This window comes from Paraburkholderia sacchari (genome assembly GCF_000785435.2).
Taxonomy (GTDB): Bacteria; Pseudomonadota; Gammaproteobacteria; order Burkholderiales; family Burkholderiaceae; genus Paraburkholderia; species Paraburkholderia sacchari.
This window is the reverse complement of sequence record NZ_JTDB02000002.1, coordinates 1,184,062-1,208,217: the sequence shown is the minus strand read 5'-3', so window position 1 is coordinate 1,208,217 and position 24,156 is coordinate 1,184,062. Positions and strand designations below refer to the sequence as shown.

General features: G+C 66.1%; 24 protein-coding genes. 12 read left to right on the top strand and 12 right to left on the bottom strand.

The window, feature by feature from the left end:
• Nucleotides 1–8 precede the first annotated feature (8 nt).
• The 8 genes from kdpC to NH14_RS12065 form a co-directional block, all read right to left on the bottom strand.
• Nucleotides 9–587: a potassium-transporting ATPase subunit KdpC gene (gene kdpC / locus NH14_RS12100; protein ID WP_035527154.1), complete on the bottom strand. Its 579-nt coding sequence runs from the start codon at nucleotides 585–587 to the stop codon at nucleotides 9–11.
• Between the two features lie 34 nt (nucleotides 588–621).
• On the bottom strand, nucleotides 622–2,733 hold the full coding sequence (kdpB, locus tag NH14_RS12095; RefSeq protein ID WP_084225455.1) for a potassium-transporting ATPase subunit KdpB: 2,112 nt from the start codon (nucleotides 2,731–2,733) through the stop codon (nucleotides 622–624).
• 16 nt (nucleotides 2,734–2,749) lie between these two features.
• A complete protein-coding gene (kdpA, locus tag NH14_RS12090; RefSeq protein WP_035527159.1) occupies nucleotides 2,750–4,564 on the bottom strand; it encodes a potassium-transporting ATPase subunit KdpA in 1,815 nt (604 codons plus the stop codon).
• Nucleotides 4,561–4,653, bottom strand: coding sequence for a potassium-transporting ATPase subunit F (locus tag NH14_RS12085; RefSeq protein WP_152617158.1), 93 nt, complete (start codon nucleotides 4,651–4,653; stop codon nucleotides 4,561–4,563). The genes kdpA and NH14_RS12085 overlap by 4 nt, the downstream gene beginning before the upstream one ends.
• Entirely contained in the window at nucleotides 4,650–4,775 is a 126-nt protein-coding gene (locus NH14_RS12080; protein ID WP_035527161.1) for a hypothetical protein, read from the bottom strand. The genes NH14_RS12085 and NH14_RS12080 overlap by 4 nt, the downstream gene beginning before the upstream one ends.
• A 159-nt stretch (nucleotides 4,776–4,934) precedes the next feature.
• Nucleotides 4,935–5,909, bottom strand: a complete 975-nt coding sequence (locus NH14_RS12075) for a quinone oxidoreductase family protein (protein ID WP_035527163.1) — start codon at nucleotides 5,907–5,909, stop codon at nucleotides 4,935–4,937.
• Nucleotides 5,910–5,981: 72 nt separating this feature from the next.
• Entirely contained in the window at nucleotides 5,982–6,371 is a 390-nt protein-coding gene (locus NH14_RS12070) for a methylglyoxal synthase (RefSeq protein ID WP_035527167.1), read from the bottom strand.
• An 80-nt stretch (nucleotides 6,372–6,451) separates the two neighbouring features.
• On the bottom strand, nucleotides 6,452–7,231 hold the full coding sequence (locus NH14_RS12065; protein ID WP_035527170.1) for an SDR family oxidoreductase: 780 nt from the start codon (nucleotides 7,229–7,231) through the stop codon (nucleotides 6,452–6,454).
• Between the two features lie 334 nt (nucleotides 7,232–7,565).
• Here NH14_RS12065 and upp point away from each other — a divergent pair, with 334 nt between their 5' ends.
• The 9 genes from upp to rng all read left to right on the top strand — a co-directional run bounded on the left by upp (nucleotide 7,566) and on the right by rng (nucleotide 16,360).
• Entirely contained in the window at nucleotides 7,566–8,216 is a 651-nt protein-coding gene (upp, locus tag NH14_RS12060; protein WP_035527173.1) for a uracil phosphoribosyltransferase, read from the top strand.
• A gap of 482 nt (nucleotides 8,217–8,698) precedes the next feature.
• Nucleotides 8,699–9,427 carry a YebC/PmpR family DNA-binding transcriptional regulator gene (locus NH14_RS12055; RefSeq protein ID WP_035527176.1) on the top strand — a complete coding sequence of 243 codons (729 nt, stop codon included), beginning with the start codon at nucleotides 8,699–8,701 and terminating at the stop codon, nucleotides 9,425–9,427.
• Nucleotides 9,428–9,601: 174 nt separating this feature from the next.
• Nucleotides 9,602–10,876, top strand: a complete 1,275-nt coding sequence (gene purD / locus NH14_RS12050; protein WP_035527180.1) for a phosphoribosylamine--glycine ligase — start codon at nucleotides 9,602–9,604, stop codon at nucleotides 10,874–10,876.
• Between the two features lie 356 nt (nucleotides 10,877–11,232).
• Nucleotides 11,233–12,219 carry an oxygen-dependent coproporphyrinogen oxidase gene (gene hemF / locus NH14_RS12045; protein WP_152617159.1) on the top strand — a complete coding sequence of 329 codons (987 nt, stop codon included), beginning with the start codon at nucleotides 11,233–11,235 and terminating at the stop codon, nucleotides 12,217–12,219.
• Between the two features lie 4 nt (nucleotides 12,220–12,223).
• Nucleotides 12,224–13,054 (top strand): nicotinate-nucleotide adenylyltransferase, encoded by an 831-nt coding sequence (locus NH14_RS12040; RefSeq protein WP_052148078.1) that lies wholly within the window; start codon nucleotides 12,224–12,226, stop codon nucleotides 13,052–13,054.
• A 2-nt stretch (nucleotides 13,055–13,056) separates the two neighbouring features.
• The gene (gene rsfS / locus NH14_RS12035; RefSeq protein ID WP_035527188.1) at nucleotides 13,057–13,524 is read left to right on the top strand and encodes a ribosome silencing factor; all 468 of its coding nucleotides are present in this window, start codon (nucleotides 13,057–13,059) and stop codon (nucleotides 13,522–13,524) included.
• Nucleotides 13,525–13,635: 111 nt separating this feature from the next.
• Nucleotides 13,636–14,106, top strand: coding sequence for a 23S rRNA (pseudouridine(1915)-N(3))-methyltransferase RlmH (gene rlmH / locus NH14_RS12030; RefSeq protein WP_035527573.1), 471 nt, complete (start codon nucleotides 13,636–13,638; stop codon nucleotides 14,104–14,106).
• A 152-nt stretch (nucleotides 14,107–14,258) separates the two neighbouring features.
• Complete coding sequence (locus NH14_RS12025; RefSeq protein WP_035527190.1) at nucleotides 14,259–14,882, top strand: Maf family protein; 624 nt, start codon at nucleotides 14,259–14,261, stop codon at nucleotides 14,880–14,882.
• A gap of 8 nt (nucleotides 14,883–14,890) precedes the next feature.
• Nucleotides 14,891–16,360: a ribonuclease G gene (gene rng / locus NH14_RS12020; protein WP_035527193.1), complete on the top strand. Its 1,470-nt coding sequence runs from the start codon at nucleotides 14,891–14,893 to the stop codon at nucleotides 16,358–16,360.
• A gap of 55 nt (nucleotides 16,361–16,415) precedes the next feature.
• On the opposite strand, the gene NH14_RS12015 is transcribed toward rng, so the two are convergent.
• Nucleotides 16,416–16,901: a hypothetical protein gene (locus NH14_RS12015; RefSeq protein ID WP_035527196.1), complete on the bottom strand. Its 486-nt coding sequence runs from the start codon at nucleotides 16,899–16,901 to the stop codon at nucleotides 16,416–16,418.
• A gap of 274 nt (nucleotides 16,902–17,175) precedes the next feature.
• Between NH14_RS12015 and NH14_RS12010 the strand changes: the two genes are divergently transcribed.
• Together NH14_RS12010 and mnmH are read left to right on the top strand one after the other, a co-directional pair.
• Nucleotides 17,176–17,589: a helix-turn-helix domain-containing protein gene (locus NH14_RS12010; protein WP_237179584.1), complete on the top strand. Its 414-nt coding sequence runs from the start codon at nucleotides 17,176–17,178 to the stop codon at nucleotides 17,587–17,589.
• A gap of 81 nt (nucleotides 17,590–17,670) precedes the next feature.
• Nucleotides 17,671–18,747, top strand: coding sequence for a tRNA 2-selenouridine(34) synthase MnmH (gene mnmH, locus NH14_RS12005; protein ID WP_035527199.1), 1,077 nt, complete (start codon nucleotides 17,671–17,673; stop codon nucleotides 18,745–18,747).
• A gap of 129 nt (nucleotides 18,748–18,876) precedes the next feature.
• Here mnmH and NH14_RS12000 read toward each other — a convergent pair whose 3' ends face one another.
• Both NH14_RS12000 and NH14_RS11995 read right to left on the bottom strand, forming a co-directional pair.
• Complete coding sequence (locus NH14_RS12000; RefSeq protein WP_035527201.1) at nucleotides 18,877–19,188, bottom strand: DUF4148 domain-containing protein; 312 nt, start codon at nucleotides 19,186–19,188, stop codon at nucleotides 18,877–18,879.
• 186 nt (nucleotides 19,189–19,374) lie between these two features.
• Complete coding sequence (locus NH14_RS11995; RefSeq protein ID WP_035527203.1) at nucleotides 19,375–20,457, bottom strand: glycosyltransferase family 4 protein; 1,083 nt, start codon at nucleotides 20,455–20,457, stop codon at nucleotides 19,375–19,377.
• A gap of 286 nt (nucleotides 20,458–20,743) precedes the next feature.
• Between NH14_RS11995 and NH14_RS11990 the strand changes: the two genes are divergently transcribed.
• The gene (locus NH14_RS11990) at nucleotides 20,744–22,018 is read left to right on the top strand and encodes an O-antigen ligase family protein (protein ID WP_035527205.1); all 1,275 of its coding nucleotides are present in this window, start codon (nucleotides 20,744–20,746) and stop codon (nucleotides 22,016–22,018) included.
• Between the two features lie 49 nt (nucleotides 22,019–22,067).
• Here NH14_RS11990 and msbA read toward each other — a convergent pair whose 3' ends face one another.
• Nucleotides 22,068–23,861 carry a lipid A export permease/ATP-binding protein MsbA gene (msbA, locus tag NH14_RS11985; RefSeq protein ID WP_202031620.1) on the bottom strand — a complete coding sequence of 598 codons (1,794 nt, stop codon included), beginning with the start codon at nucleotides 23,859–23,861 and terminating at the stop codon, nucleotides 22,068–22,070.
• Between the last annotated feature and the right edge of the window lie 295 nt (nucleotides 23,862–24,156).

The following is a 24,156-nucleotide window of genomic DNA, read 5'->3' as shown; positions in this document are numbered from 1 at the left end:
GCAATGGCTCAGCTCGCCGCCTTGCTGTCGAGCGCGAGGTTCAGTTCGAGCACGTTCACGCGCGGCTCGCCGAGCACGCCGAACTGGCGGCCCTGGGTATAGCGGTCCACGAGCGCTTGCACGTCGTTCGTGCTCAGGTGGCGCGCCCTGGCCACGCGCGCTACCTGGTACGCGGCGGCGGCCGGCGAGATCTCGGGATCGAGCCCGCTCGCCGACGAGGTCACGAGATCGGCGGGGATCGGCAGAGAAACATCGGTGCCCGCAGCCTTGAGCGCTGCGATGCGGCCTTTGACTTCGTCGGCGAGCGCCGGGTTGGTCGGGCCCAGGTTCGAGCCGCCCGAGCTCGTCGCGTTGTACGGATTCGGCGCGGTGGCCGAGAGACGGCCCCAGAAGTACTGGGGCGCGTCGAACTGCTGGCCGATCAGCTTGCTGCCCACCACCTTGCCGTTCACCTCGACAAGACTGCCGTTCACCTGGCGATGAAACACGGCCTGGCCGAACGCGGTCATCACGGCGGGATACACGAGACCCGTGATCGCGGCGAGCACGGCGAAGATCACGATGAGAGGTCGAAATTGCGCTTTCATTCTGGATTCCTGTTCATCAGATAACACGCGACTGTCAAACCCAGCCGAATGCGGTGAGCACCATGTCGATCAGCTTGATGCATGGGAACGGCAGGAGAATGCCACCGAGGCCGTAGACCAGCAGATTGCGGCGCAGCAGCGTCGCGGCGCCTAGCGGCCGGTACTTCACGCCCTTGAGCGCGAGCGGTATCAGCATCACGATGATGAGCGCGTTGAAGATCACGGCCGAAAGAATCGCAGACGACGGCGAGCTCAGATGCATGACATCGAGCACGCACAGTTGCGGATAGGTCGTCGCGAACGCCGCCGGAATGATCGCGAAGTACTTGGCGACGTCGTTGGCGATCGAGAAGGTCGTGAGCGAGCCGCGCGTCATGAGCATCTGCTTGCCGATCTCCACGATCTCGATGAGCTTGGTCGGGTTCGAGTCGAGGTCGACCATGTTGCCCGCTTCCTTCGCGGCCTGGGTGCCGGTGTTCATCGCGACCGCCACGTCGGCCTGGGCGAGCGCCGGTGCATCGTTGGTGCCGTCGCCGGTCATCGCCACGAGCTTGCCCTGGGCCTGGTGCTCGCGAATTGTCGCGAGCTTGGTCTCGGGCGTCGCTTGCGCGAGGAAATCGTCCACGCCGGCTTCGGCGGCAATAGCGGCGGCGGTCAGGCGGTTGTCGCCCGTCACCATCACGGTCTTGATGCCCATCTTGCGCAGTTCGGCAAAACGCTCCTTGATGCCGCCCTTCACCACGTCCTTCAATTCGATCACGCCGAGCACGCGCGCGACCTTGTCGTGCATCTCCGCGACCACGAGCGGCGTGCTGCCGCGGCGCGCGATGTCGTCCACAGCCGTGTCGACTTCCGAGGGGAAACGGCCGCCGTGGGCCGCGACGTATTGCTTGACCGCATCGGCTGCGCCCTTGCGAATCTCGCGGGCATGCGTGCCGGGCGCCGTGCCTTCGGGCGAGAGGTCGACGCCGCTCATGCGAGTTTGCGCGCTGAAGGCGAGGAACACCGCGTGCAGCGAGCCCATGTCGCGCTGGCGAATGTTGAAACGCTGCTTCGCGAGCACCACGATGCTGCGGCCCTCGGGCGTTTCGTCGGCGAGCGAGGCGAGTTGCGCGGCGTCCGCGAGCGCTTCCTCGGTCACGCCGGGCGCGGGCACGAACGCCGACGCCTGACGATTGCCGAGTGTGATCGTGCCGGTCTTGTCGAGCAGCAGCACGTCCACGTCGCCGGCGGCTTCCACCGCGCGGCCCGAGGTGGCGATCACGTTGGCCTGCATCATGCGGCTCATGCCCGCCACGCCGATCGCCGAAAGCAGCCCGCCGATGGTGGTCGGAATCAGGCACACGAGCAGCGCGACGAGCACCGTGATCGTGACCACGTGGCCCATCTTCGCGGCTTCCACCGAGAACATCGAGAACGGCAACAGCGTCGCCGTCGCGAGCAGCAGCACGATGGTCAGCGCGACGAGCAGAATCGTGAGCGCGATCTCGTTGGGCGTCTTCTGGCGCTTGGCGCCCTCGACCATCGCGATCATGCGGTCGAGAAACGCCTCGCCGGGGTTGGCCGTCACGCGCACGACGATCCAGTCCGAGAGCACGCGCGTGCCGCCCGTGACCGACGAAAAGTCGCCGCCCGATTCGCGGATCACCGGCGCCGATTCGCCCGTAATCGCCGATTCGTCCACCGAGGCCACGCCGTCGATCACCTCGCCGTCCGCGGGAATGGTGTCGCCGGTCTCGACCAGCACCACGTCGCCGCGCCGCAAATCGGTCGCGGTCATGATGCGGATGGGCGCCTTCGGATGCGGCTCGTTGAGCTTCTTGGCCATCACATCGCGCTTGGCCTGGCGCAGCGATGCGGCCTGCGCCTTCGAGCGCCCTTCGGCGAGCGCCTCGGCGAAGTTCGCGAACAGCACCGTGAACCACAGCCACAGCGCGATCGCGAGAATGAAGCCCGCGGGCGCCTCGGCCTGGCCCATCAGCGCCGCGACCCAGAGGATCGTCGTGAGCACGCTGCCCACGTAGACGCAGAACATCACCGGGTTGCGCAACTGGGTGCGCGGATTGAGTTTCCTGAACGAGTCCACGATAGCCGGACGCACGAGCGCCGGATCGAACATGGATCGTGTTGCACTATGTTGTGTCATTTGATGATGTTCCCGTTCAATGCACGCCCATCATGATCAGATGCTCCACACCGGGGCCGAGCGCGAGCGCCGGCACATAGGTGAGCGCGCCCACCAGCAGCACGGTGCCGAGCAGCAGCACGACAAAAAGCGGCCCATGCGTGGGCAACGTGCCGCCCGTCACGGCAATGCGCTTCTTGGCCGCGAGCGAGCCCGCGATGGCGAGCACCGGCACGATGGTGCCGAAGCGGCCGAACCACATCGCGATGCCGAGCAGCGAGTTGTAGAACGGCGTGTTGACCGTGAGGCCCGCGAACGCGCTGCCGTTGTTGTTCGCGGCGGAGCTGAACGCGTAGAGGATTTCGGAGAAGCCATGCGCGCCGGGGTTGGCGATGCCGGCCTTGCCCGCGTCGGCCAGCACGGCGATCGAGGTGCCGAGCAGCACCAGCATCGGCGTGAGCAGCACGACGATGGCAACCATCTTCATCTCGAACGACTCGATCTTCTTGCCCACGTACTCGGGCGTGCGCCCGATCATCAGGCCCGCCACGAACACCGCCAGAAGCGCGAACACGAGCATGCCGTAGAGGCCCGAGCCCACCCCGCCGAAGATCACCTCGCCAAGCTGGATGAAGAGCATCGGCACGAGGCCGCCGAGCGGCGTGAGCGAGTCGTGCATCGCATTCACGGCGCCGCACGAAGCCGCCGTGGTCGCCACGACGAAGATGCCCGTCTGCGCGATGCTGAAACGCGTTTCCTTGCCTTCCATGTTGCCGCCGGCTTGCAGCGCGCTCGCGTGCTGATCGACGTTCAGCGATGCGAGCAGCGGATTGCCCGCCTGCTCCGCCGAGAGCTCGACGCCCACCGCGACGGCGAACGCGATTCCCATCACCGCGAGCACCGCCACGCCCTGCCTGCGGTCGCCCACGACGTTGCCGAACACGAGACACAACGCCGCCGGAATGATCAGGATCGCCAACATTTCGACGAAGTTCGAGAACGGCGTGGGATTCTCGTACGGATGCGCCGAGTTCGCATTGAAGAAGCCGCCGCCGTTGGTGCCGAGCATCTTGATCGCGACCTGCGAGGCGACCGGGCCCATGGCAAGCGTCTGCGTGGTTGCTTTCGTATCGACGGTGACGGGATTGCCCTTCGCGTCCTTGACCGGATTCCCCTGCGCGTCGAGCTTCGGCGCCGCATAGGTGGTGGTCTGGAGCGTCGGCACGTCCTGATACGACTTGAAGTTCTGGATCATGCCCTGGCTCATCAGCAACGCCGCGACGATCGCCGCCATCGGCACGAGGATGTAGAGCGTCGTGCGCGTGAGGTCGACCCAGAAGTTGCCGATGGTTTGCGCCGAGTGGCGCGCAAAGCCGCGAATCAGCGCGATCACCACGACGATGCCGGTGGCCGCCGAGAGGAAGTTCTGCACCGTCAAGCCGAGCATCTGCGTGAGATAGCTCACGGTCTGCTCGGGCGTGTAGTCCTGCCAGTTCGTGTTGGTGACGAAGCTCACGGCGGTGTTGAACGCGCCGTCCGCCGTCATCGCGCCCAAGCGCTGCGGATTGCCGAGGTTATCGGGCAGCCAGCCTTGAATGCGCAGCAGCACGTAAAGAAAACCCACGCCCAGCACGTTGAACGAGAGTGTGGCGAGCGCGTAGCGCTTCCAGCTCATCTCGGCGCTCGGGTCGACACCGGCGATGCGGTAAAGCAGATTCTCGAGCGGTGCGAACAGACGCACGACGCGCGAGCGCCCATCGAGCACGCGCGTGATATAGCCCGCGACCGGCACCGCGAGCGCGAGCAGGACGACGATGAAAATCCCCGCTTGCAGCAGATTGTTGGCGTTCATTCGATCTCCTCCGCGCGCAGCAGCGCATTGAAGAGATAAACGAACAGCAACAGTGTCGCCGCCCCCGCTAGCCAGAAAATCCAGGTCATGAGCGCGCCCCCGTATCGCCCCGATCCGCGCGGCGGTACTGCATGAGCTTCCCGCAGCCGGCGATCAACGCGTAAGTGAGCGCGGCGAAGACCGCCAGCCCCCCGATATACAGCACATCCATTGTCGTGTTCTCCATTCACGGATGACGGATGGCCGTAAGGTAGTGGTTATTGCATTAAATCCGGATCAAAGGTTTTGGTGCGCGTATAAAAATCACGTAAACGCGGACGGGGGCGCGCATGGCAGGCACGCGCGCCCCCGTCAGGTGAATGCCGCTAAATTACGGCAGCAGAATGGTCGAGCCGGTCGTGCGGCGCGCTTCGAGATCGGCGTGAGCCTGGCCCACGTCCTGCAGCGCATAGCGCTGGTTGATCGAGGTCTTGACCTTGCCCGAGGCGACCACTTCGAACAACTCGGCGCTCATCGCCTCATAATCGGCACGCTTCGCGATGTAGGTGAAGAGCGTCGGACGCGTGAAGAACAGCGAGCCGCGCCCCGCGAACTCCGACGAATCGATGGGCGGCAGCGGCCCCGACGCATTGCCGAAACTCACGAACAGGCCGAGGGGAGCCAGGCAGTCGAGCGACTTCGTATAAGTGTCCTTGCCGATCGAGTCGTACACCACGGGCACGCCCGCGCCGTTCGTGATCTCGCGCACGCGCGCGGTGAAGTCCTCGCCCGTATAGACGATCGGGTAATCGCAGCCATGCGCCTTCGCGACTTCGGCCTTCTCGTCCGAGCCCACCGTGCCGATCACGGTCGCGCCCAGCGCCTTGGCCCACTGGCACACGATGAGGCCCACGCCGCCCGCGGCGGCCTGGATCAGGATCGTGTCGCCCGCCTTCACGCGGTACGTGCGGCGCAGCAGATATTGCGCGGTCAGGCCTTGCAGCATGATGGAGGCGGCCTGCTCGTCGCTGATCGCGTCGGGCAGGCGGATCACCTGATCCGCGCGCAGCACGCGCTCCTGCGCATACGCACCCGGCGGACGCGCGACATACGCCACGCGATCGCCGGGCTTCACGAGCGCGACGCCCGGGCCCACGGCCACGACTTCGCCCGCAGCCTCCATGCCGAGACCGGCCGGCAGCGGCTGCGGATAGAGCCCGCTGCGGAAGTACACGTCGATGTAATTGAGCCCGCAGGCGCTCTGCTTCACGCGGATCTCGCCCTCGCCCGGCTCGCCCACCGTGACGTCCACCCACTTCATCACTTCGGGGCCGCCGGTCTTCTCGTAACGGATTGCCTTGGTCATGCTGCCTCCTTCGTTCTGTGAGTACTGCGAGTCAGTCCAGTGAGTCTGGGGCTCGCGCCCAGCGCGCGGCGCTCAGATCTCGTCTTTCAGACGTAGCGTGAGCACGTCGAGGATCATGCGTGCCGTCGAGATGTTGGTCGCGCACGGTACGTCGTGCACGTCGCAGGCACGCACGAGCGCGTTGATGTCGGGCTCGTGCGGCTGCGGGGTCATGGGATCGCGCAGGAAGATCACCACGTCGACATTGCCTTCGGCGAGTTGCGCGCCGATCTGCAGGTCGCCGCCGTGCGGGCCCGAGAGCATGCGCTCGACGTTCAGGCCATGCGCCGCCGCGATGCGTCCGCCCGTCGTGCCGGTCGCGAGCAGCTCGCAGCGGCGCAGCGTGTCGACGTACTCGCCGGTGAGCCTGATGATGTCGTCCTTCTTGTGGTCGTGCGCGATCAGCGCGACGCGGGTGGGCATGGCCTTCTTCCTTGTTTCTTGTTTCGATGAGGTTTGCGTGTGTCGTGCGCGCGGCTGCGCGCCGAACAGAACGTACCGGATCAGAACGTTCCCGGATACGCACCGCCGTCGATCAGCCAGTTTTGTCCTGTGATATAGCCCGCATGGACGCTGCACAGGAACGCACAGGCGCGGCCGAATTCCTCGGGCGTGCCGAAGCGGCCTGCCGGAATCGCTTTCACGCGGCGCGCGCGCACTTCCTCGAGCGACAAATTGCTCGCCTTCGATTGCGCGACGTTGGTGGCCTGGATGCGGTCGGTGTCGAACGAGCCCGGCAACAGGTTGTTGATCGTCACGCCCGTGCCCGCGACCTGGCGCGCGACGCCCGCGACGAAGCCCGTGAGGCCCGAGCGTGCGCCGTTCGAGAGGCCGAGCACGTCGATAGGCGCCTTCACCGAGGAACTCGTGATGTTGACGATGCGCCCGAAGCCACGCTGGCTCATGGCGTCGATGGTGGCCTGGATCAGCGCGATCGGCGTGAGCATGTTCGCTTCGAGCGCGGCGAGCCAGGCTTCGTGCGTGTAGGTGCGAAAGTCTCCCGGCGGCGGGCCGCCCGCATTGTTCACGAGGATGTCCGGCGACGGGCAGGCGGCGAGCGCGGCGGCGCGGCCGGCCTCGGTGGTGATGTCGCAGGCCACGGCCTTGACCTCGACGCCGGTATTTGCGCGAATCCGCGCGGCGGTTTCCTCGAGCGTTTGCGCCGTGCGCGCGACGATCGTCACGTTCACGCCCTCAGCCGCGAGCGCCTCGGCGCAACCGCGCCCCAGTCCCTTGCTTGCGGCGCACACCAGCGCGCTGCGTCCTGCGATGCCCATGTCCATCTTTACGGTCCTTGTGATTGGCGTGACGAATCGGTGACGGCGCGTGGTTGCGAAGCCGCCGCGCAATGGCGGCGGCCCGCGCGCCCAATTTTGCGATTCTAGAAGAATCGGGCGGCGCGCGTGGGACGCTGCGAGCCGCGGGTAGCGCGGACTGGCCCGCCGTGGCCCCAGGGTGGCCCCAGCGCGGCCTCAATCGCGCTCCTGTTCTTGCCCGGTTCTCGTATACTTGCGCCTGTAGCGCGGCCCAGCGCTCGCGCGAGCCCCGCCGGAACCAGGCAGCCGGCAGCGCCGCGGCCGACACCCCAACACCCCTTGCAGCCTCGTGCGCCCCGCCATGAAACAGGACAGCCGCTTTCCGAATCTCTTCATCCTCGATCACCCGCTGATCCAGCACAAGCTCAGCCACATGCGCGACAAGGACACGTCCACGCGCACGTTCCGCGAGCTGCTGCGCGAGATCACGCTACTGATGGGCTACGAAATCACGCGCGAGCTGCCGGTCACGACGCGCCGCGTGCAAACTCCGCTCGTCGAGATCGACGCGCCAGTGATCGCCGGCAAGAAGCTCGCGATCGTGCCGGTGCTGCGCGCGGGCGTAGGCATGTCCGACGGGCTGCTCGAACTGATCCCGTCGGCACGCGTGGGCCACATCGGCGTCTATCGCGCCGACGACCACCGCCCGGTCGAGTACCTCGTGCGCCTGCCCGACCTCGAGGACCGCACCTTCATCCTGTGCGACCCGATGGTTGCGACCGGCTACTCGGCCGCGCACGCAATCGACGTGCTCAAGCGCCGCGGCGTGCCCGGCGAGCGCATCCGCTTCCTCGCGCTGGTGGCCGCGCCCGAAGGCGTCGAGGTGTTCCAGCAGGCGCATCCGGACGTGCGGCTCTACGTGGCCTCGCTCGACACGCACCTGAACGAGCACGCTTATATCGTCCCGGGTCTCGGCGACGCCGGCGACCGTCTGTTCGGCACCAAGAACTGATGCCGCTTGGGGGGCGGCGTCCTGGCCGCCACGCTTCGGTCCTCCTCGGTCCATCTTCGCCGCCCCCCCTTTGCCTCCCCTCTTCGCAGCCGTTCGCGCGCGCGAAAAATCCGCGCTCCGGCGCATCCAGACCATCGAGGGGTGAGGCCGAGCGCTCCCGGCGTGATAAAATTCACCTCTTCCCGACCGGGTCTGCCTGACTGTCCCCAAAAGTCCCCTGGACTTCGCGAAGCGCGCCCCAATGCGCCGACGCGCCCCCGGCGCACGTCCCGCACAAAGCGCCACCGGCAAGCCCGGCCGCGCGCGCGACAAGCCGGCTGCGGTCGAGGCATCGGACGGACAGACAATCGCGGATGGGCACACCGGCACGCAAGCATGGGCCGCGCACAAACGAGCGCGCCACGCCGGCCCCGGCATCGTATTGAAAACTGCGGTAACGACAACTGCACCATGCACGCGTGAAGCGTGCGACGGAGAAAGGTATGGCGGGTCATTCGAAATGGGCCAACATCAAGCACAAGAAGGCAGCTGCTGACGCGAAGCGCGGCAAGGTCTGGACGCGGCTCATCAAGGAAATCCAGGTTGCGGCGCGCATGGGCGGCGGCGAGATCGACTCGAACCCGCGCCTGCGCCTGGCCGTGGACAAGGCCTACGACGCCAACATGCCCAAGGACAACATCAACCGCGCGATCCAGCGCGGCGTGGGCGGCGTCGACGGCGCGAACTACGAGGAAATCCGCTACGAAGGCTACGGCATCGGCGGCGCGGCGGTGATCGTCGACACCATGACCGACAACCGCACCCGCACCGTCGCGGAAGTGCGCCACGCGTTCTCGAAGTTCGGCGGCAACATGGGCACGGACGGCTCGGTGTCGTTCATGTTCGATCACGTCGGCCAGTTCCTCTTCGCCCCCGGCACGCCGGAGGACAAGCTGATGGACGCCGCGCTCGAAGCGGGCGCCGACGACGTCGTCACGAACGAGGACGGCAGCATCGAGGTGATCTGCCAGCCCAACGACTTCCAGAAGGTGAAGGACGCGCTCGAAGGCGCGGGCTTCAAGGCCGAAATGGCCGAAGTCACGATGAAGCCGCAAACGGAAGTCGAATTCACGGGCGACGACGCGGTGAAGATGCAAAAGCTGCTCGACGCGCTCGAAAACCTGGACGATGTCCAGGAGGTGTACACCAACGCGTCGATCGACGAGGAATAAGCGGCTTTGGCGCGAGCGGGCGCTGCGGCTGACCGGCCGCGCCACGCTCGGGCGCGCTTGAGTCGCGGTTCCGCGGTTCCGCGGTTCCGCGGTTCGCGGCACCAACGCCTTCACGGCCGGCGCATCGAAGCGCCGGCCGCAACTGTTTCTGGTTCTGGTCTTTCGGGGATTTACATGAAGTTACTCGTCGTCGGTTCTGGCGGCCGCGAACATGCGCTGGCGTGGAAGCTCGCGCAGGCGCCGCGCGTCCAGCTCGTCTACGTCGCACCGGGCAACGGCGGCACCGCGCAGGACGAGCGGCTCGCCAACGTCGACATCACGGACATCAACGAGCTCGCCGATTTCGCCGAGCGCGAACAGGTCGCCCTCACCGTGGTCGGGCCGGAAGCGCCGCTCGCGGCCGGCATCGTCAACGTATTCCGCCAGCGCGGCCTGAAGGTGTTCGGCCCCACGAAGGAAGCCGCTCAGCTCGAAAGCTCGAAGGACTTCGCGAAGGCGTTCATGAAGCGCCACAACATCCCCACGGCCGCCTACGAGACGTTCTCGGACGCCACGGCCGCGCACGCCTATGTCGAGAAAAACGGCGCGCCCATCGTGATCAAGGCCGACGGCCTCGCCGCGGGCAAGGGCGTGGTGGTGGCGATGTCGCTGGAAGAAGCGCATCAGGCCATCGACATGATGCTCGCCGACAACAAGCTCGGCGACGCCGGCGCGCGCGTGGTGATCGAGGAATTCCTCGCGGGCGAGGAAGCGAGCTTCATCGTCATGGTGGACGGCAAGCACGTGCTCGCGCTCGCCTCGAGCCAGGACCACAAGCGCCTGCAAGACGGCGATCAGGGCCCGAACACGGGCGGCATGGGCGCCTACTCGCCCGCGCCCATCGTCACGCCGCAGCTGCACGCGCGCGTGATGCGCGAAATCATCCTGCCGACCGTGGCGGGCATGGAGAAGGAAGGCATCCGCTACACGGGCTTCCTCTACGCGGGCCTGATGATCGACGCGCAGGGCAACCCGAAGACGCTCGAATTCAACTGCCGCATGGGCGATCCGGAAACGCAGCCGATCATGGCGCGCCTGAAGGGCGACTTCTCGAAGGTCGTGGAGCATGCGATTGCCGGCTCGCTCGACCAGGTCGAGCTCGAATGGGACCGCCGCACCGCACTCGGCGTCGTGCTGGCCGCGCACAACTACCCGGACACGCCGCGCAAGGGCGACCGCATCAACGACATCCCCGCCGAGACCGCCGATTCGGTCACGTTCCATGCGGGCACGCAGTTCGTGGACGGCAAGCTCGTGACCTCGGGCGGCCGTGTGCTGTGCGTGGTGGGCCTCGCCGATTCCGTGCGCAGCGCGCAGAAGGTGGCTTACGAGACCGTGAACCGCATCTCGTTCGACGGCATGCAGTATCGCCACGACATCGGCTATCGCGCCGCAGGGCGCAAGCAGTAAGGTCCCAGGCGCAGAAAAGGCGCTCGACGCGGCCTGGCCAGTGTTGGCCGGGCATGCGTGGCGGGTGCCTTGCCGCATGGCGGCGCGCTCGCCATGGCGCGTCGCCATGAAGCCAGCGCACGCCGGCCGGCGACAGCGGGCAAACCGGCCCTTGCCCGCAGCGCGGGCAAGGCGAAGCGCCGCAGCGCCGGCCCGCCCCCAGGCGGCACAACGAGCGGCCGCGGCATGGGCGGCATAACCGCGAAGCCGCGCCGAACGGCGTAAGCTTGCCGCTAGCGGCCGCACCGCGCGACCCGCACCCCGATTCCGAACCAATCCTGGCGCAGTTCCGGCCCCGCCGCCTCGCCCGCCCACCGATGACCGAACCGACTCAAAACGGCTCTACCCCCGGCTCTACCCCCGTGACGCCCGCAGGCGCAACCGCTGGCGCAACCCACGACAGCGCCGCCGTGCGCGCCTGGCTCTCGGGCCTGCAGACGCGGATCGCCGACACGCTCGGCGCCTTCGACGGCACGCCCTTCGCCACCGACACATGGCAGCGCGAACCCGGCGAGAAACTGCGCGGGGGCGGCTGCACGCGCATTCTCGAAGGCGGCCAGTTCTTCGAGCGCGGCGGCATCGGCTTTTCCGACGTCGCGGGCGACGCCTTGCCGCCCTCGGCCACGGCCGCGCGCCCCGAACTCAACGGGCGCGGCTTCGAGGCGATGGGCGTCTCGCTCGTGCTGCATCCGCGCAATCCGTACTGCCCGACCGTGCACATGAACGTGCGCATGTTGCTCGCCACGAAAGCGGGCGAAGCGCCGGTGTTCTGGTTCGGCGGCGGCATGGACCTCACGCCCTATTACGGCTTCGAGGAAGACGCGCAGCATTTCCACCGCGTCTGCCGCGACGCGCTCGCGCCCTACGGCGCGGATCTCTACCCGCGCTTCAAGCGCTGGTGCGACGAATATTTCTTCCTCAAGCACCGCAACGAGGCGCGCGGCGTGGGCGGCATCTTCTTCGACGACTACGCCGAAGGCGGCTTCGACCAGGCGTTCGCGATGCTGCGCAGCGTGGGCGACGGCTTCCTGAAAGCGTATTTGCCGATCATCGAAAAGCGCCGCGCCACGCCTTATGGCGAAGCCGAACGCGAATTCCAGGCGTACCGGCGCGGCCGCTACGTCGAGTTCAATCTGGTCTGGGACCGCGGCACGCACTTCGGCCTGCAAAGCGGCGGGCGCAGCGAGTCGATCCTCATGTCGATGCCGCCCTCCGCGAACTGGCGCTACGACTGGCAGCCGCAACCGGGCACGCCGGAAGCGCGCCTGTACACCGACTTCCTGCCGGTGCGCGACTGGATCTGACACCGTGACGCAAGCCCCGACCGCCTCCGCGAGTGCGCCAGCCGGCGCGCCCTCTCACGCGCTCGCGCGCCGTGTGGGTGTGCTCGGCGGCACCTTCGATCCGATTCACGAGGGCCATCTCGCGCTCGCGCGCCATTTCGCGCGCGTGCTCGGCTTGACCGAGCTGATCCTGCTGCCCGCCGGCCAGCCCTGGCAGAAACCCGAAGTGAGCGCCGCAGAACATCGCCTCGCGATGACGCGCGCGGCAGCGGCCTCGCTCGTGCTGCCGGGCGTAACGGTGAGCGTAGACACCGACGAGATCGAGCACGACGGCCCCACCTATACGGTAGAGACGCTGCGCCGCTGGCGCGCACGCAGCGAAAGCAACGCGCAGGCTGCGCTCACGCTGCTGATGGGCGCCGATCAGCTGGTGCACCTCGATTCCTGGCACGCATGGCGCGAGCTGTTCGCGCTCGCGCATCTGGGCGTGGCGAGCCGGCCCGGCTTCGACTTCACGGCGCTGCCGGACGCCGTGACGGCGGAAGTGGCCGCGCGGCGCGCCAGCGCCGCCACGCTCGCGGCCACGCGCTGCGGGCATCTGCTGATCGACGCAACGCTCGCGCTCGATATTTCGGCTACTGAAATCCGGCGCGAACTGGGCGCGCGGGTGGCGGCGCAAACAACGCAGGCGGCACAGGCCAAGGCGCCCGCGACCGGGCACAAAACGGGGCACACAACGGCGCACACAGCCGCGCCCGCAACGACTGAACCACGCGGCGGCAGCGCCGCGGACAAGGTCCCCACGGCAGTGTGGGACTATATCCTTCAACATCATTTGTACAGGCAACACGGGTAAATATGGACATCCGCAAACTTCAACGCGCCATCGTCGACGGTCTGGAAGACGTCAAGGCACAGGACATTCGTGTCTTCAACACCAGCCATCTGACCGAGCTGTTCGATCGCGTGATCGTCGCGAGCGGCACCTCGAACCGCCAGACCAAGGCGCTCGCCAACAGCGTGCGCGAGAAGGTCAAGGAAGCCGGCGGCGACATCGTCAGCACCGAAGGCGAGGACATCGGCGAATGGGTGCTGGTGGATTGCGGCGACGCGGTCGTCCACATCCTGCAGCCCGCGCTGCGCCAGTACTACAACCTCGAAGAAATCTGGGGCGACAAGCCGGTGCGCGTGAAGCTCGCGGCCAACACGGGATTCACGGGCGCGCGCCCGAGCGAGCCGATCGACGACGAAGACGACGAAGAAGTCGACCTGGCCGCCGTGAAGAAGCCCGCGCGCAAGGCCGCATCGCGTCGCAGCGCGAAGTAAATCCGCCATCCACGCGAAGGGAACGCGCGCGCTCAACACGTCGATGAGCACGTTGAGCACGCAGCGATCTCCCAAGCGCGTCACATGTGCCACACGGATTCGTTTAGCACCATGAAATTGCATATCGTCGCCGTTGGGCACAAGATGCCGGACTGGGTGGCCGTTGGCTTCGAGGAATACACGAAGCGCATGCCGCCCGAGTTGCGCATCGAGTTGCGCGAGGTGAAGCCCGAGCAGCGCTCGTCGGGGCGTTCCGCCGAAAGCGTGATGGCCGCCGAGCGCACCCGCATCGAAGCCGCGTTGCCGAAGAACGCGCGCATCGTCGCGCTAGACGAGCGCGGCAAGGACTGGACCACGATGCAGCTCGCCCAGGCGCTGCCCGGATGGCAGCAGGACGGGCGCGACGTGGCGTTCCTGATCGGCGGCGCGGACGGGCTCGATCCGCAGATCAAGGCGCGCGCCGACACGCTGCTGCGCCTGTCCTCGCTCACGCTGCCCCATGCGATGGTGCGCGTGCTGCTTGCCGAGCAACTTTACCGCGCGTGGACCATCACGCAGAATCACCCCTATCATCGCGTTTGAAACGCTCGCGCATGACGCCCGCCGGCGTGTGCGCCGCGAGACCCACACGCCACAGCAGCCCTCGCAGATGCGAACCCGTGTGAGTTCCGCGTGAGCCCGCTTGAGCACGCTTGAGTCCGATCCCCGCCTCATCAAGACGTAACCACGCCCCGATGACCACTACCGCGCCCTATCCGTTCGTCTATCTCGCCTCGCAGAGCCCGCGCCGCCAGGAACTGCTGCAACAGCTCGGCGTGCGCTTCGAGCTGCTGCTGCCGCACCCCGACGAAGACGCCGAATCGCTCGAAGCCGTGCTGCCCGGCGAGTCCGCCGACGTCTATGTCGAGCGCGTGTGCGCCGCCAAAGCCGATGCCGCGCGCGCCCGGCTCGTGGCGGGCGCGCACGACCATGCGCCGATCCTCACTGCCGACACCACCGTGAGCATCGACGGCCATATCCTCGGCAAGCCGCACGACGCGGCCGATGCCTACGCGATGCTCGAACGGCTCGCCGGCCGCGAACATGAAGTGTTCACTGCCGTGGCCGTGGTCAACGCGGAAGGCGTGTGCCTGCCGCTCGCGCTTTCGCGCTCGCGCGTGCGCTTCGCCCCGGCGCTGCCCGCGGCGCTCGCACGCTACGTGGCGAGCGGCGAGCCCTTCGGCAAAGCCGGGGCATACGGTGTCCAGGGGCGCGCCGCCGAGTTCATCGAGCGAATCGACGGGTCCTATTCGGGTATCATGGGTTTGCCGCTTTTCGAAACGGCCGCCCTCCTGCGCGCCGCCGGCATCGACTTCTAAAAGCAATCATGAACGAAGAAATCCTGATCAACGTCACGCCTCAGGAGACGCGTGTTGCGCTGGTCCAGCAAGGTGCAGTCCAGGAGCTTCACGTCGAACGCACGCTGTCGCGCGGACGCGTCGGCAACGTCTATCTCGGCAAGGTCGTGCGCGTGCTACCGGGCATGCAGTCGGCGTTCATCGACATCGGCCTCGAGCGCGCCGCGTTCCTCCACGTGGCCGATATCTGGCATCCGCGCATCGCGGGCGAGGCGCATGCGCCCGTGCATCATCAGCCCATCGAAAAGACCGTGTTCGAAGGGCAAACGCTGATGGTCCAGGTCGTGAAGGATCCGATCGGCACCAAAGGCGCGCGTCTTTCGACGCAGGTGAGCATCGCGGGCCGCACGCTCGTCTATCTGCCGCAGGAGCCGCATATCGGCATCTCGCAGAAGATCGAAAGCGAAGCGGAACGCGAAGCCGTGCGCGCGCGGCTGACCGCCGTGCTGCCCGCCGACGAGAAAGGCGGCTATATCGTGCGCACCATCGCCGAGGACGCCACGAGCGAAGAGCTCGCCGCCGATGTCGCCTACCTGCGCAAGACGTGGACGACGATCCTCGCGCAGTCGCAGCGCATGCCTGCCACGAGCCTGCTCTATCAAGACCTCAATCTCGCGCAGCGCGTGCTGCGCGACTTCGTGAACGACGATACCTCGCGCATTCAGGTCGATTCACGCGAAACGTTCCAGAAGCTCACCGAGTTCGCCACCGAGTTCACGCCCGCCGTGCTGGCGAAGCTGCATCACTACACCGGCGAGCGGCCGCTATTCGACCTCTACAACATCGAGGCCGAGATCCAGCGCGCGCTCTCGCGCCGCGTCGACCTCAAGTCGGGCGGCTACCTAGTGATCGACCAGACAGAGGCAATGACGACCATCGACGTGAACACGGGCGGCTACGTGGGCGCGCGCAACTTCGACGACACGATCTTCAAGACCAATCTCGAAGCGGCGCACACCATCGCGCGCCAGTTGCGGCTGCGCAATCTGGGCGGCGTGATCATCATCGACTTCATCGACATGGAGAACGTCGAGCACCGCGACCAGGTGCTAGGCGAACTGAAGAAGGCGCTCTCGCGCGACCGCACGCGCGTGACCGTGAACGGTTTCTCGCAACTCGGCCTCGTGGAGATGACGAGAAAGCGCACGCGCGAATCGCTCGCGCATGTGCTGTGCGAGCCCTGCCCCACGTGTCTCGGCAAGGGGCAGGTGAAGACCGCGCGTACCGTGTGCTACGACGTGCTGCGCGAGATTCTGCGCGAGTCGCGCCAGTTCAATCCGCGCGAGTTTCGCGTGGTGGCTTCGCAGCAGGTAATCGATCTGTTTCTCGAGGAAGAGTCGCAGCACCTTGCGATGCTGATCGACTTTATCGGCAAGCCGGTGTCGCTGCAGGTGGAGTCGAATCTGAGTCAGGAGCAGTACGATATTGTGCTGATGTGAGCGGCAGATCAGGAAGGCGCGCTTCGAATGAGTCACGCGGCGCGCCACCACCGTTTCACTGGTAGCTAGTCACGACCGACACCAACGTCAGTCCTGTTGTGCGAGACAAGTCACCGGCCCGCAGCCGGATCACCCCGCCGGCGCTCCCCATACCGTATCGTCCATTGCCTCCGGGCTCGCGTCGATAAGCCATCCGGTCCGTAGCGCTCACCGGCGCAGGATTCGGCGTGGCATGCGACCCGGCCGCATTGCCTTCGAGTGCAACGATCGATACGTCGGCATAGACCCGGCTATTCGGCGCAGCGACATACGCGATGGACACCGCGCCATCCGCCTCGACTGTCCACGTGGGAACTTTCGTGCTTGATGAAGCTCCGGCGGAAGGGCCTCGGGTGGCGGTTATCTGGAACGTCGGCTCGACGATCGCACCGCTGAAGCGAATGCTTCCCCCCGCTCCAGCCTGTGCAACGCCGCAAGCCGTGAACAACATCGAAGCACCGAGCATCCATTGCCTCGCGATTCGTTCGTGCTTCGATTTCATCGTGCCTCCGTCTGTGAGATTGCGAATGCCGCCCATCGGCGGCGCGCTTTTGTGTCTGACTTAACGGCACATCACGAGCAAATCTTAGGTAGTGCTAATGCCAATTTCAAGATAACCGGCACCGACAGCGGGCACGTCGTTCAGCGTCGCTCGTGCCTTTGCTGGTAATTGCAGGGCAAGTCCCAAGCATCAGCGGATCGGACGGTCGCAACACGACTCTGCGGCCTGCCCGCCCTCGACTTGAAAATATACGGGATTCCCGCATAATCCAACCATGCGTACTGTATTCGAAACGCCAACGTTCCAGAACCAGGCGGAGCGTGTCTGGTCCGACGGCGAATTCGAGGTCATGCCCCCAAGGACATCCGAAGATACCGTGATGAAGGATATCGAGAGAATTGCCAAGGCCATCGAAGCCGACGCCAGCGCATCGCTGCCCGATCTGCCCAAGGCGCCCGAGGAAGCGAAGGAGCGCGGTGGTCGTATGACCACTCCCGAGCAGATGCTCGTGCGTCAGGCACGCGAAGCATCGGGCATGACCCAGCCAGTATTCGCCGAGTGCATCGGAACGCCCGTTGCCACGCTGCGCGACTGGGAACAAGGACGCTTTGCGCCATCGGGAGCGGTGCTTTGCCTATTGCGACTGATCATCAAGCATCCCGAACTCATCATCGAACTCGCCGCCTGATCGCGAATTCGTTCTAACGCCTACCGCTGCATCGCGCCCAACGCGCGCGTAGCCGTTGTACGCACCACCGGAGCACCGCAGTTGAATCACCAGCGCGCCACCCTTTCCCAACTCGGCGAGTTCGACGAGATCATCGACGTGAGAACGCCGCTCGAATACGCCGAGGACCACGTGCCCGGCGCGATCAACGCCCCTGTGCTCAGCAACGAGGAGCGCGTGATCGTCGGCACGCTGTACAGGGAGTCGCCTTTCGACGCCACGCGCGTGGGCGCGGCTATCGCCGCGCGCAATATCGCCATGCATCTGGACACGACTTTCGCCGACCGTCCGCGCAACTGGCGCCCGCTTGTCTACTGCTGGCGCGGCGGCAAGCGCTCGGGCTCGATGACGACGATGTTCAACATGATCGGCTGGCGCGCGCGCCAGCTCGAAGGCGGCTACAAGACCTACCGGAACGCCGTGGTCGAGACGCTCGGCGCGCTGCCCGGACACCTGCGCTACGTCGTGCTGGCCGGGCCGACCGGCAGCGGCAAGACGCGCCTGTTGCAGGCGCTCGGCCAAGCCGGCGCGCAAACGCTCGATCTAGAAGCGCTTGCCGCGCATCGCGGCTCGCTGCTCGGCGCGCTGCCCACGCGCGCGCAGCCCTCGCAAAAGTCGTTCGATACGGCGCTGGTGGAACGGCTGCGTGCGCTCGACCCCGCGCTGCCGGTGTTCGTGGAAGCGGAAAGCCGGCGCATTGGCGCGATCACGCTGCCTGTCGCGCTGGTGGAAGGCATCCACTCGGCAATGTGCGTCGTGGTCGAGGTCGCAATCGAGGAGCGCGTCGCGCTATTGCTCGAAGATTATGGTCACCTGCTCAGTGACCAGGCCTATTTCCGCGAGCAATTGCTGAAGCTCACGCCGCTGCATGGGCGCGAGCGCATCGAGTCGTGGTGCCGTCTGCTGGAGGAAGGCCGCCACGCGGCGCTCTCCGAGACGCTCGTGACCGAGCACTACGATCCCGCATACTCACGCAGCACACGCAAGCACTATCCGACGCTGGCGGCGTCGCCGCGTTTCGTATTCCATCCGATGACGGGCGAGCCAATCGAAGAGGCGCGCGCGCTACTCACGCAACTGCACGCCGAAAATCTGCTCGGGGAGACGTCGGGGCGATAGCCCGGTCGACGGTTGACTGCCGCCTGGACAACCGCCAGCGGGCAATCTTCACGCGCCGCGCCGCCTTCTGGCGGCGCGCCCCTGGCGGCGCGGCGCTCTTCAAGTCCGGACTAAAGCAGCGCTAGCGGCTCAGGGATGCGCGTACATCGCGTTCCAGTCCTCCACCGACACCTTCGCGCCGCGCGCCCCCGATTCCGTCGCGTTCGCGACACCGCCGTACGCGCTATTGCCGTTCATCGCGGCCACCTTGGCCTGGGCGGCCTGAATCGCTTCGGGGTAGTGCACCTGATCGCCATCGCCGACGTGGTAACCGACCTTCTGCAACTGCACGAGTTCTTCGCGCACCTGGGCGCGGGTGATGGTCGATTGCGACTGGGCGAACGAAGCGACGGGAGCAACGAGGACAGCGGCAACAGCAACGGCTTGAATCAGGGACTTCATGGTTACGACCTCCAGTGGGTTCAGGGCGGCCCATGTGCGACTGTTTGTCTGTGCATGCGGCCGATGTACGCATCGTATGCCTGTCGAACCCCAGGGTTAACACCTAAAACCATGGAGGACCTTTCCAGACCGCGGAAGAATCACTGGAGGTGTCGCATGTCATGCATGAGCGGGGCAAGGCCCGAACTAGCGGGTTGGTGAGATGTCCGCCATGAGTTGAAGCAGCGCATCCACGTGCGCCTGCACGGTAGCGTCGTAGAGGACGGCCGGGGGCGGACCCGATGGATCGCCCGGATCGGCAGGTTCGACGCGCCGTCCGCGCGCCGCCACGGCCGCTTCGATCGCACGGCGCAGATCGGCGGCATTGCCGGGTCGGAACAGGTATTTGGCGCCGTCGCCGATGGCGTCGCAGCAGCCGATATTCGACGAAAAGATCACCGGCGTTCCGCACATGACCGATTCGATGCCGACGAGCCCGAACGGCTCGTAGGTCGACGCGAGAATCGAGTAATCGGCCGCACGATAGGCGTTTTCGAGGTCTTTCACATAGCCGAGGTAGCGCACGCGCGCGCTCGCGCGCTCGGGCGGACGCCCCGCCACGGCCACCACGACCGGCAGGTCCAGCGCGGCGACCGCCTGCTCGATGAGCGGCAGGCCTTTGCGCTCGTGGCTGCTCGACGCAAACAGCAAGACCGTTTCGTGATCGCCGAAGCCGTATTGACGGCGCAATGCGGCGCGCGTATCGGCATCCACGGGCGAGAAACGTTCGCCATCCACGGGCGGACAGAGCACGCGGATCTTCGCGTCGTCCACACCATATAGCTCACGAAGTTCGGACCGCATAAGCTCGGAATGCGCGACGATCACGCGAGATCGCGCATATTGCTGACTTTCGAGCGCAATTTGCCGGGCGTCGGAGCCGCGCATGGGGCGCCCCATTGCGCGCAGGAAGCCGCGGTGCGTACCGCCGCAAATGGCGATCTCCGAGCCATCGACCCGGTTACAGCCGATCAGCACATCCACGCCAGCGCGACGGCGCAAGGTGGCCAGCCGCCGTGAGAACCACATGTCGCGCAGCTTTCCCGGCAACAAGGAGACGTTGATGCGGTGCGGCTCCACCAGCGCGTATTCCGGCACGGACGGATCGAACTTGCGCGCAAAGAACACGGGCCGCACGCCGCGCGCGGCGAGGCCCCGGATAAGGTCCATCGCATAGCGTTCCAGGCCGCCGCTGTGCTTGAGCGCGTTGCAGGAGATTCCAACCTTCATGACCCGTCCGAGATGTGAATTATTTTGTGCGCAGTGCTCGCGTGGGCCGATTATAAAGCGCCAGTTCCACACAATGCCGCAGTGCCCATGCTGCCGCGAGCCGACGCGGACCAGGCGATACTTCATCCAATCCAGGAAGATTCCCATACGGCGGACCGCATGTCTGTCAGAGCATCGCGCATACCCAAAATTCGCTCCGGTATAATCGACCGGTTTATGGGCAAGCGTGCGTGTCCGGCTCCGCCGGCACGACACCTGACTGCCCATCCGATTTGCGCCGGCCGACATGAATCACGATACGACGACCTATCTACGCCGCCTGGCTCCAATCGTTACCCTGCTGCTCGTGGTTGGACCCGCCACGAATCTGGTCTGGCGCGGTGGTACGGGCTACTGCTTTTTCCTGCTGCTCGCGTTCGCGCTTCATGGCGCGTACGTCAATCGGCACGACCGCAGCTACTTCGCCCCCTGGCGCGAATACCGCTGGTACACCGCCGCGATGCTCGCGCCGGTAGCCGTGGTCGCGCTCCAGCAGCCGCTGCTCGGCTACTGGGCGCCGCACCAGTTCGATGCGCTTTCGCGCTTCGCACTCGCGCTGCCGATCTTTCTGCTGCTGAGCCGCCTGCCTTCGCGCCACCTCACGGTCATCGGCTGGGGCTGCGCGCTGGGCGCGCTCGCGGCGAACGCCTGGGTTTTCATCGACCGCCCCGCAGGCGGCTGGAACGACACCGAGCGCCTCTCGAACTACTACACCAACGCGATTCCGTTCGGCGACACCGCCCTGCTGTTCGCTTTCCTCTCAGTGTTCACCTTCGGCTGGGACCGCAAGGCGCGCCCGCTCGCGCTCGTCGTCAAGCTCGCCGCGCTCGTCGCGGGCGGCTTCGTCTCCTATCTTTCGGGAACGCGCGGCGGCTGGATCGCGGTACCCGTGTTCGCGCTCCTGCTCGGCGTGCAATACGGATGGTTTTCGCACTGGAAGCGTGTCGTCGTGACCCTGGTGCTGCTCGCCGCCGCCACTGGCGCGCTGTTCTCGACCAATGGCATCCGCCACCGCATAGCCGACGCCGGCAGCGACTTCGCCCTCATGCAGCGCGGCAACAAGGACACCTCGGTGGGCCTGCGCCTGCAACTCTGGAACGCCTCGATCATGTTGTTCGAGCGCCATCCGGTCTATGGCGTGGGCAAGGGCCGCCTCGAACAGGCGCTCGGCGATCTCGCCCAGCACGGCGAGGCGAGCCAGCAGATCGTCAACGAGCGCGCGCACAGCGACTTCTTCTCAGCCATCGCCGAAATGGGCGCGATGGGCGCGGCGGCCCTGCTGCTGCTTTACTTCGGCACGTCGGTCTATTTCTGGCGCGCGTGCCGCGCCGCCGATTCGGTCATCCGCACCGCCGGCTGCAGCGGCCTGGCGGTGTCGTTCAGCACGATCCTCTTCGGACTCACCATCGACGTGCTGGTGCCGATTCAGGTCGTTGTCCTGATCTCCCTGCTCACCACCGTTTTCATGGCGATCGTCGTGTCGCGCAAGCGCGAACTCGAAGGCGGCGCCACCGTCCGCTAGCCAACCAGGCGCCCGGCATCGGGCGCCTCTCTCCCGCGCTTGCCAACGCTTACGCGGCGTTCTGCTGGAACTGGATCTTGTGCAGGTGCGCGTACAGCCCCCGCTGTTCGAGCAGCTGCTGATGCGAGCCGCGCTCGACAATGCGGCCCGCCTCCATCACCAGAATGCGGTCCGCGCGTTCGATGGTCGAGAGCCGGTGCGCGATCACGAGCGTCGTGCGGCCCTTCATCAGCGTTTCGAGCGCCGCCTGCACATGGCGCTCCGACTCCGAATCGAGCGCCGAAGTCGCTTCGTCGAGAATCAGGATCGGCGCATCCTTGTAGATCGCGCGCGCGATCGCAAGGCGCTGGCGCTGCCCGCCCGAGAGCTTCATGCCGTTGTCGCCAACCCGCGTTTCGATGCCTTCGGGCAGCGCCGCAATCGTGTCCCAGAGGTTGGCCGCGCGCAGCGCTTCTTCCACGCGCGCGAGGTCGGCTTTCTCGCCGTAGGCCACGTTGTTCGCGACCGTGTCGTTGAAGAGCGTCACGTCCTGGCTCACCATCGCGATCTGGCTGCGCAGCGCGTGAATGTCGTACTCGGGCAACGGCACGCCATCGACGAGAACCTCGCCGCCGCTCGGATCGAAAAAGCGCGGCAGCAGGTTCACGAGCGTGGTCTTGCCGCTGCCCGACGGGCCCGCCAGCGCGATCATCTCGCCCGGCGCCGCGCTGAACGTCACGTTCTCGAGGATCGAGCGCCCACCGGGCCCATAGGAGAACGACACGTTGCGCAATTCGATCTCGCCGCGAGCGCGCTCGAGCGGCTTGCCGCCGCCCGCCGGCTCGACCGGCTCATCGATGAGGCCGAAGATCAGCTCGGCGGCCGTCATGCCGCGCTGCAAGGGCTGGTTCACGTCGATCAGATGCTTGAGCGGCGAGATCACGAGCAGCATCGAGGTCACGAACGCAACGAAACCGCCCACGGTGGTCTGGTCGTGCGAGGCCTGCACCACGGCGATCGTGATGACGACCGCGAGCGCGATCGAGGCGAGAAACTGCGTGAGCGGCTGGGCGAGGCCGCCAGAGATCGTCATGCGCATCTGATAGCCGAGCAGGCGCTTGCTCATTTCGCCGAAGCGGTCCATTTCGTACTGCTCGCCGTTGTGAACCTTGACGACCTTGTAGCCGCCCACCGTCTCTTCGACGATGTACGACAGCTCGTTCGTGAGCGCCTGGTGCTCGCGATTCAGGCGGCGCAGGCGCCGGTTGATCTTGCTGACGAGCCAGCCGATGGCCGGCAGCAGCACGGCCACGATCAGCGTGAGACGCCAGTTCAGAATGAACAGATAGCCCAGCAGGAAGACAACAGTAAGCGAGTCGCGCACGGTCGTGACCAGCACACTCAGCAGCACGCCCAGAATCTGGTTGACCTCGAATACGATCGCGTTGATGACAGTACTGGCCGTCTCGCGCTGGAAGAATCCGACGCTCGCATGGATCATGCGCTCGAACATCTTCAGGCGCAGTTCCAGCAAGATTTTGTTGGTCATGTACTGGAGCAGATAGCCGGACGCGTATTGCGCGAGGCCGCGCACGAGCGCGAGGCCGATCACGGCGGCGGGCACGATCCATTTGGCGCTCGTGCTGCCCTTGGTGCCGAAGCCGTGATCTAGCAGCGGCTTGAGAAGCGCCGGAATGCCGGCCTCGGTCGCGGCCACGATCGCCAGCGTGACGATAGCGGCGACCGCCACCCAGAAGAGCGGCTTGATGTACGGCCAGAGACGCCGGCCGACCGACGAGGCAGTCGACTTCGTGCCAGAGCCGATCGGCTTGCTGAGAGTGGATTGTGGGGAGGTCTCGCTCAAGGAATCCTCTGGAAAAGCGTGTACTGGAAATGCAGGTGGAAATGCCGGCGGGACTGCATGCGTGACGGGGCCGCTAGCCCCGCCGCCGGCCGGTTCAAAGCAGATCGTCTGACAGATGGTCCGGCGGCGCGGTACGCATTGTATACGCTTGACGCAGCACGCCGTGCGATCCGCCGGGAATGCAACAACAGCGATCCAGCCCTTAATGTTCGCCCGCCAACGCCCCGCCCACCCCGGCACATCGTCCGGCATCGTCTAGAATACGCACCTCCGCGCCGCGCCCGGCTGGCCTCCA